General features: G+C 70.2%; 9 protein-coding genes. 4 read left to right on the forward strand and 5 right to left on the reverse strand.

Features of this window, described 5'->3' with window-relative positions:
* The first annotated feature begins 129 nt into the window (after positions 1–129).
* Positions 130–1,014, forward strand: a complete 885-nt coding sequence (locus ACFFQA_RS30620; RefSeq protein WP_377859870.1) for an ATP-grasp domain-containing protein — start codon at positions 130–132, stop codon at positions 1,012–1,014.
* A gap of 132 nt (positions 1,015–1,146) precedes the next feature.
* Entirely contained in the window at positions 1,147–1,488 is a 342-nt protein-coding gene (locus tag ACFFQA_RS30625; protein ID WP_377859872.1) for a hypothetical protein, read from the forward strand.
* Between the two features lie 38 nt (positions 1,489–1,526).
* On the opposite strand, the gene ACFFQA_RS30630 is transcribed toward ACFFQA_RS30625, so the two are convergent.
* From ACFFQA_RS30630 to ACFFQA_RS30640, 3 genes are all read right to left on the reverse strand, one after another.
* Complete coding sequence (locus ACFFQA_RS30630; RefSeq protein ID WP_377859874.1) at positions 1,527–2,756, reverse strand: sensor histidine kinase; 1,230 nt, start codon at positions 2,754–2,756, stop codon at positions 1,527–1,529.
* The gene (locus tag ACFFQA_RS30635) at positions 2,753–3,433 is read right to left on the reverse strand and encodes a response regulator transcription factor (protein WP_377859876.1); all 681 of its coding nucleotides are present in this window, start codon (positions 3,431–3,433) and stop codon (positions 2,753–2,755) included. The genes ACFFQA_RS30630 and ACFFQA_RS30635 overlap by 4 nt, the downstream gene beginning before the upstream one ends.
* 65 nt (positions 3,434–3,498) lie before the next feature.
* Positions 3,499–4,293 carry a carbon-nitrogen hydrolase family protein gene (locus ACFFQA_RS30640; protein WP_377859878.1) on the reverse strand — a complete coding sequence of 265 codons (795 nt, stop codon included), beginning with the start codon at positions 4,291–4,293 and terminating at the stop codon, positions 3,499–3,501.
* A gap of 51 nt (positions 4,294–4,344) precedes the next feature.
* Between ACFFQA_RS30640 and ACFFQA_RS30645 the strand changes: the two genes are divergently transcribed.
* The gene (locus ACFFQA_RS30645; RefSeq protein ID WP_377859880.1) at positions 4,345–4,971 is read left to right on the forward strand and encodes a GntR family transcriptional regulator; all 627 of its coding nucleotides are present in this window, start codon (positions 4,345–4,347) and stop codon (positions 4,969–4,971) included.
* Here the strand turns inward: ACFFQA_RS30645 and ACFFQA_RS30650 are convergent.
* Entirely contained in the window at positions 4,961–6,265 is a 1,305-nt protein-coding gene (locus ACFFQA_RS30650) for an MFS transporter (protein WP_377859881.1), read from the reverse strand. The two genes, ACFFQA_RS30645 and ACFFQA_RS30650, sit on opposite strands and share 11 nt — an antisense overlap.
* A 52-nt stretch (positions 6,266–6,317) precedes the next feature.
* Between ACFFQA_RS30650 and ACFFQA_RS30655 the strand changes: the two genes are divergently transcribed.
* Positions 6,318–6,989, forward strand: a complete 672-nt coding sequence (locus tag ACFFQA_RS30655) for a DUF2848 domain-containing protein (RefSeq protein ID WP_377859882.1) — start codon at positions 6,318–6,320, stop codon at positions 6,987–6,989.
* 334 nt (positions 6,990–7,323) lie between these two features.
* On the opposite strand, the gene ACFFQA_RS30660 is transcribed toward ACFFQA_RS30655, so the two are convergent.
* A partial coding sequence (locus ACFFQA_RS30660) for an HNH endonuclease signature motif containing protein (protein ID WP_377859883.1) occupies positions 7,324–7,925 on the reverse strand: 602 nt, incomplete at its 5' end.

Genomic DNA, 7,925 nt, shown 5'->3' on the forward strand with positions numbered 1-7,925 from the left:
GATGAACCTTAAAGGATTATTGGGCTGACTAGATCACCCAGATAGTCCACATGGGCGCTTCGTTCCGTTAGTATCTGCCGGGCAAGCAGCCTTTTTTATGAGAGTTCTTCGGATTTTGGGGGGTATCTCATGGCCACCACCTCCTCCTCTGACTCCGTCGCCCAGCCCCGCCTCCTGCTGCTCTCCAGTGGTGTGCGGGACCACGACTGGGCGTGCGCCCAGCTCGGGGACGACGCCTGGCTGCTCACCTGCTCCGGCGAGGAGACGCTCCTGGGCGCCGCGATCGAGGACATGGAGCTGCGCTGGGGGCGCCCCGACCGCGTCGTCCCGCTCGACGGTCGCTGCATCGAGCTGGCCGGCCACGTGCGCGCGGCGCTCGGGCTTCCCGCGCCGGCAACCGAAAGCGCGCCCGCGCTGCGGGACCGGCGGGAGATGCACCGCCGGGCCGTCGCCGCCGGGCTGCCGACCGTGCAGCTGCTGGAGCGGGGCGCGCTGGAGGACTGGGACTTCCGCACGCCGGTGATCGCCAAGCCGGTCGCGCACGACGCGCCGGGGACCCGCAGGCTCACCTCCTCCTACGACCTCGCCGACCTCGACCCGGCGGCCGACATGCTGTTCGAGGAGTGGGTCACCGCCCCCGTCTGCCACGTCGACGGCATCGCGGTCGACGGCAGAATCGTCGCGGCGCAACTGTTCTACTACGTCGGCTCCGGCCGGGTCGCTGTCACCGGTGAGAGGGCGCTCGCCCGGCTGACCGCGGCCGCCTCGGACGTCGTCGCCGGGCTCGACCTGCCGGACGGCGCCTTCCACATCGAGCTGTTCGACCTGCCGACCAACCCGATGCTGCTGGACGTCGTCGTTCCCCGTGCGGTGGCCCGGACGCCCGCCGAGGCGCCGGAGAGCCGCTCCCGCGCGAAGACCTGTGTCGCCGCCCGTGCGCCGCAGCGCGTGCGGCAGACCCTGGTGGCCGAGGTGAAGTTAGTGCGTCGTGCCTTTCGCCTCACCGCCGCTTGACATTGTTCTCGCTAATGGCGGATTGGGGCTGATTTTCTTTCGGTCCCTTTTCTGGTGTGGCTGATTCACTCTCCTCGTTGGTTTTCGTCGACGCCGGACATTCGCTCCGGCAGCGAAAGATGGAGAGTTCTCATGGCACTGCCCTCGCTCAAGTCGTTCCTGGCCGTCGGAGCCCTGATGGTCGCGATCCCACTGGCGGGCGCCCCTGCCGCGCTGGCCGCCGCCCCGGCGGAGAGCCAGGTCGTCACCCAGAAGCCGGTCGGCGGGCACGCCGTGTTCGCGAGCAAGGCGATCGCCGACACCGCGTCGAAGGCGGTCGTCGCCGCGCAGGCGGGCGCCCGCAAGGGGCTGGCCGAGCACGAGCGCCGGACCGGCGAGAAGTGCACCGAGCGCTCTCTTGCCCTCAGCGTGCAGAAGGAGCACGACAGGTTCATCGGCACCGCTGTGCTCGAAGCCACCTGCGTGAAGCGCTGATGAATGAGGAGAGCGGGGCGGTTTTCGCCGCCCCGCTCTCACTTCCACATGGAGGCCGCGTGCAGCGGATTGACATCGGGTCGGATTTCTCGGCTCGTCGGTGCGGAACGGCTGTCGGGAAACCAGAGCACGAATGTGCTTCCCTCTCCTGGAACGCTGTGCAGGCTGACCCGGCCGCCGTGTCCTTCGACGATCTGCCGCACGATCGCCAGCCCCAGCCCGCTGTGCCCGGTGGTCGCCGCCGACCGCTCGCGCGCCTGCCAGAACCGGTCGAAGACCCGGCTCTGGTCCTCCTGCCGGATGCCCGGCCCGCTGTCGCGCACCGCGATCCAGCACCAGCCGTCCCGGCCACCGGAGCTGAGCAGGACCGAGCTGCCGCTCGGCGCGACCCGGACGGCGTTGCTCAGCACGTTGGCAACGGCCCGCCGCAGCGCGTCCCGGTCGCCGATCACGGTGGGGCCCGCCGCGTGCTCCTCGGCCACCTCGACGCCGGAGTCCGCCGCGAGCATCCGGTACTCCGCCCCCGCGTCGGCGGCGATCCCGGCCAGCTCGATGTCGGCCTCGGCGAAGGCGAGCGCGTCCCGCCGCCCCGTCGCGAGCAGGTCCTCGACCAGCCCGGCCATCCTGGTCAGGGCCCTGCCGACGATCGCGCTGGCCTCGCCGCGCTGCGCGGCGGAGACGTCGTCGCGGGAGAGCACCGCGTCGAGCGTGGTCTGGATGATGGCCAGCGGGTTGCGCAGCTCGTGCGAGGCGTCCCCGAGCAGCCGCCGCTGGTCGTCGAAGGCCGCGTCGAGCCGGGACAGCATGCCGTCGATGGTCTCGGCGAGCACGCGCAGCTCGTCCCTGGGACCCTCCAGCGCGATCCTGCGGGTCAGGTCGGTGGCGGTGATGTCCCTGGTGGTGCTGGTGATCTGGCGGATGGGGCGCAGCGCTCGGCCGGACTGCCACCAGCCGACGACGAGGCTGAGCAGGAACAGCAGGCCCAGCGCCAGCAGTGAGTACTTCCCGAGCAGGGTGACCGCGCCGTAGGTGGTCTCGCGCTCCCAGTCGCTCAGCGCGGTCTCGAACTCCCTGGACCTGGTGGTGATCCCGCCGCCTGCCGTCTTGAACACCTCGATGGACGTCACCGGTTTCGTCGCGCTCTCCACCGAGGCGAGCACGCTCAGGTAGAGCGCGCCGAGCACAACGGCCCCGAGCACGAACACCCAGGCCGAGTACGTGACGGTCAGCCGGAACCGGATGGTCGACGCCCACCGGAAAGGGCTCACCGGTCCTCCCGCAGCCGGTAGCCGCGGCCGATCACCGTCTCGATCAGCGGTGGCCGGTCGGGCACGGTCACCTTGCGCCGCAACGTGCCCACGGTGACGCGGACCGTCTCGGTGAAGGGGTTGGCGTGCTCGTCCCACACGTGCTCAAGCAGGTCCTCCGCCGACACGATGTGCCCCGGCCGCGTCATCAGGTAGCGCAGCACCGCGAACTCCTTGCGGGTCAACGACAACGGTCGCCCGGCGTGGGACACCGTTCCCTTGGCCGTGTCCATTTCCAGCTCGCCCAGCCGCCGCACGCAGCCTCCGCTGTAAAGGTCGCGGCGCAGCAGAACCCTGGTCCTGGCAAGGAGCTCGGCCAACGCGAACGGCTTCACCAGGTAGTCGTCCGCGCCCCGGTCCAGGCCGCGCACCCGGTCCGCGAGGCTGCCGCGCGCGGTGAGCATCAGGATGCGCGGTGGCGGCTCACCGGCCTCGGCCAGCAGCAGCCGGCACAGCTCCAACCCGTCGATGTCCGGCAGGTTCAGGTCGAGCACGACCAGGTCGTAGGAGTGCGTGCGGGCCTTCTCCAGTCCCGCGCGTCCGGTCAACGCCGTGTCCACCGCGTACCCGGCGTGCGCCAGCCCGGCTTTGAGACCCGTGGCGAGATCCGGCTCGTCCTCGACGATAAGCAGCCGCATCCACCGAAAGTATCGAGAAGGCTGTTTCCGCGATGTTGTCGCTTTCGGTGGATTTTCGCCCGTGCCTACAGCCTGCGGTTGACCAGCACGGGGATCGCGGCGCGGGCGGGCTCCACCGCGTCCGGGTCGATGTCGATCACCCGGGTTTCGGGCTGAGCGTCAAACGTCGTGTGCAGTCGGCCGAACGGGTCGGCGATCGCGCTGAACCCGATTCCGGTCGGGGCGGTGCCCTCCGTGGTGACGCCGACGGTGGCCGGATCGGCCTGGCCGACCGCGACCACCCACGACGTTGTGTCCAGCGCCCGCGCCCGGACCAGCAGCTCCCACTGCTCGCGCTTGCCCGGTCCGGAGCCCCACGACGCGGTCACCACGATCACCCGCGCGCCCCGGTCGGCGAGGCCGCGGAAGAGTTCGGGGAAGCGCACGTCGTAGCAGACCGCCGCGCCGACGGTGGTGCCGCCGACGTCGAAGGTGACCTGCTCGGAGCCGGGCGCGACGGTCGCGGACTCCTTGAAGCCGAAGGCGTCGAAGAGATGGATCTTGTCGTAGCCGCGGTGCCCGTCCGGCCCGGTGATCAGCAGCGTGTTGCGCACGCGGCCGTCCGGCTCCGGGGTGAACATGCCCGCGAGGACGGTCACCCCGGCCTCTGCGGCGACCTCGCGGACGGCGCTCGCCCAGGGGCCGTCCAGCGGCTCAGCGAGCTCGGCCAGCTTGGGACCGCCGAAGCAGGCCATCGTCGCCTCGGGGAAGACGACCAGCTCCGCGCCCTCGGCGGCGGCCTTGCGCACGTGGTCGCGCACCAGGTCGAGGTTGGCCGACGGATCCGGTCCGGAGACGATCTGGCAGAGGGCGACGCGCACGGGTTCCTCCTGACGCTGTTTGTATGCTTACTGTATGCAAGGGGGTGCGTGATGAAGTCTGGGCGCGAGCGGGCCTACGAGTTCCTCAAGGACACCGTGCTCAGCGACCCGGAGCAGCAGGGCACCTTCATCAGCGAGCAGGACGTCGCCGACCGCATCGGCGTCTCCCGCACCCCGATCCGCGAGGCGTTGCTGCTGCTGGCCGCCGAGGACCTGGTCCGGCTGGTGCCGAAGAAGGGCGCCTACATCGCCCCGGTCTCCGGCAGGGAGATCTCCGAGCTGATGGAGCTGCGCGGCATGGTCGAGCGCCACGCGGCGGAGCACGTGATCAACTCCGGTGCCGTCCCGGTCGAGGGGATGCGTGAGGCCCTTGAGCGGCAACGGCTGCTCAGCCGCGGCGGGGACGCCCGCGAGTTCATCGACTGGGACCGCCGGTTCCACGCCGCCCTGGTCGCCGCGACCGGCAACGAGCTGATGATCAAGATGTACGAGGGCCTGCGCGCCCGCCAGGTCCGGTGCGGCGTCGCCGCCCTGTTCCGGTCGGCGGGCAGGCGGGACGCGGTGCTCGCCGAGCACGAGGCGATCGTGCGCGCGCTCGCCGACTCCGACGTGGCCGCCGCGGCCGCCGCGATCTCCGAGCACCTCGAAGCCACCCGCCGGGTCCTGCTCAGCGCGTAGCCAGCTCACGGTCCTCGGCCTCGGCGTCCTCGGGATCGCGGCCGAGCCGGACCCCGGCGAGGGTGACAACACCGGTGACGGCGAGGTAGGCGGCGATCGCCAGCCAGCTGCCGAACTTCGCGAAGAGCCAGGTGAACAGCAGCGGCGCCACCGCGCCGCCGATGACCCCGGCGATCGTGTAGGCCAGCGAGCTGCCGGTGTAGCGCAGGCGCGGCGCGAACTGCTCGGAGATGAACGCGGCCTGCGGCCCGTAGAGGAACGAGTGGATCACCAGGCCGCCGACCACGCCCAGGACCAGCAGGAACAGCGAGCGCTGCTCGGCGAGCGGGAAGAACGCGAACGGCCACGCGACCGCGCACACCGTCGCGACGGCATAGGTCCTGCGGCGGCCCCAGGTGTCGGAGAGCGCCCCGGCGAGCGGGATCAGGAACAGCTGCACGGCGGAGCCGATCATGATCGACGTCAGGGCCCAGCTCTGCGGCAGCATCAGGACCTTGGTGGTGTAGGTCAGGGTGAACACCGCGAACAGCGCGTAGAGCACGTCGGGGCAGACCCGGCACAGGATCGCGGCGACCAGTGGGCGGGTCTGGGTGCTGAACACCTCGCGGATCGGGGCCTCCGGCCGGTCCCCCTGCTCCTCGATCGCTTTGAAGACCGGGGTCTCCTCCAGCTTGACCCGGATCCACAGTCCGAAGAGGACGAGGACGGCGGAGAGCAGGAAGGCCACCCGCCAGCCCCATGACAGGAACTGCTCTGTGCTCAGCAGACCGGTGAGGATCGCCAGAACCCCGTTGGCCAGCAGGGTTCCCGCCGGAGGGCCGACCTGTGCGGCCGAGGCCCAGAAGCCGCGCCGCTTGGGGTCGCCGAACTCGCTGGAGAGCAGGACCGCGCCGCCCCACTCGCCGCCGAGCCCGACGCCCTGGGCGAAGCGCAGCAGGACGAGCAGGATCCCGGCGGTCACGCCGATGTGGTCGTGCGTCGGCAGCACGCCGATCAGGAACGTGGCGACTCCGGTGATCAGCAACGTGATCACCAGCACCCGTTTGCGGCCGATCACGTCGCCGAGCCGCCCGAACACCATCCCGCCCAGTGGCCGGGAGACGTAGCCGACCGCATAGGTGGAGAAGGCGGTCAGCGTCTCCGTCAGCGAGTCGCCGCTCGGGAAGAAGAGGTGGCCGAAGACCAGTGCGGCGGCCGAGGAGTAGATCGCGAAGTCGTACCACTCCAGTGCGGTGCCCGAGAGGCTGGCGGCGAAGGCGCGGGCCAACGCGGAGCGGCTTGGTTGCTGGGCCATGCCTGTGATACTTCCTGTATACAACTCGTATGCGCAAGAGCGGAGGTCGGTCGTGACCGAGCTGGTGTTCGAACTCCCCGACGGTTCCCGGGTTCCGGTGACGGTGAAATGCCTGCTCAACGGCGGTTATGCCGGTCGGAGCCAGGACGATGTCGCGGCCCACGTCGCCGAGTTGGCTGAGCTCGGCGTGCCCGCGCCCACGGTGACCCCGTGCCTGTACCCCGTCGCGCCCTACCTCGCGCAGCAGACCGCATCGGTCCCGGCGCAGCACGGGAAGACCTCGGGTGAAGCGGAATGGGCGCTGGTCGTGACCGACGACGACGTGCTGCTGACGGTGGCCTGCGACCACACCGACCGGGACCTGGAGGTGCACGGCGTCGCCTGGAGCAAGCAGGCGGGACCGGATGTGCTGGGCAGGCGGGCGTGGCGGCTGTCGGAGGTGGCCGACCGCATCGACACGCTGACGCTGACGGCGTGGGCGGACGGCGAGGTGATCCAGAGCGGCACGCTGGCGGAGCTGCTGCCGCCGTCCTACTGGCTGGACCAGCTACGGGCGCGCGAGCTCGCGGTGCCGGGCACGGTGCTGCTCTCGGGCACGATCCCGATGCGGCCGGACGTCGACCAGTTCGCGGGCTCCTGGCGCGTCGAGCTGACCGACCCGGCGACGGCCGACACCCTCGACCTCGCCTACACCGTCCGGTCTTTGCCCGAACCGGTCTGCTGAGGGCCAGTCCACGTGACGCAGGGTCCAGGAGCCAGGTGAGGGCCATTCGCGGGCTTATGGACGCTCGTGGGGGCGCGTCAGCGTCCATAAGCCCGCGAATGGCCGTCGTCGGGTGGTGTGGTGGTGGCGTTGGGGGTTGTGCTGCCGCTCCGGCTTCGTGGGGTTGTCCTCGGGAATTCTTTCGGACTCGGGCGCGGATTTCCTTGGGCATCCACTACCGCTAGCCCGCTCACCTAATGTGGTGGCGGGCTGGCCGGGGTCAGGTTTAAAACGGTGGAGCGGGATCCGCTATCGGTTCGGGTTCACGGAGATACGTTCTTCCCATCGGCGTGGTTCAGATATGGATACCGCCGGGGAGCTGGGTTCGTTTCCAGCGGGTGTGGTGTTTCATCACGTGATGTCGTCGGCATTTCGCGCCGAGGTCGTCCGCGATGGTGTTGGTGCCGTCGAAGGGTTCGCAATGGTCCAGGTCGCAGCGGTGCGCCGGTTGGCGGCAGCCGATCGCCACGCACGTGACATCCCGAGCGCGGACGAGGTCGGCGAGGGCGGCTGAGGGACGGTAGTTGGTGCGCCCCATGTCCACCGCTACCCCGGTCACCGGGTCGGTGAGGATCCGCTTCCACGTGCCCCCGGCCGCGATGTCGCGGGCCACGTCTGCGGGGATCGGCCCGTACCCGGCGAGCATCCCGGGTTCCTGGTCCATGCCCATCAGCGTGGTCGCGGGGAGGGTGACCAGGACCTTGACCTCGCCCTGGGGTGCGCCGGTCTCCTTGCCCATGAGCAGGTCGAAGGCGACATCCGCCCGGCGCTGGTCCATGGTGCGCTCATCGTCTAGACCACGGGCGATGCGGTCGATCCGATCCCACACCAGAGCCCCCTGGAGGGCGGTGAACTGGAACCGCAGCGCGCACATGGCGTCGTCGAGGTTGAGCTTCT

Source organism: Allokutzneria oryzae (assembly GCF_042429765.1).
GTDB lineage: Bacteria > Actinomycetota > Actinomycetes > Mycobacteriales > Pseudonocardiaceae > Allokutzneria > Allokutzneria oryzae.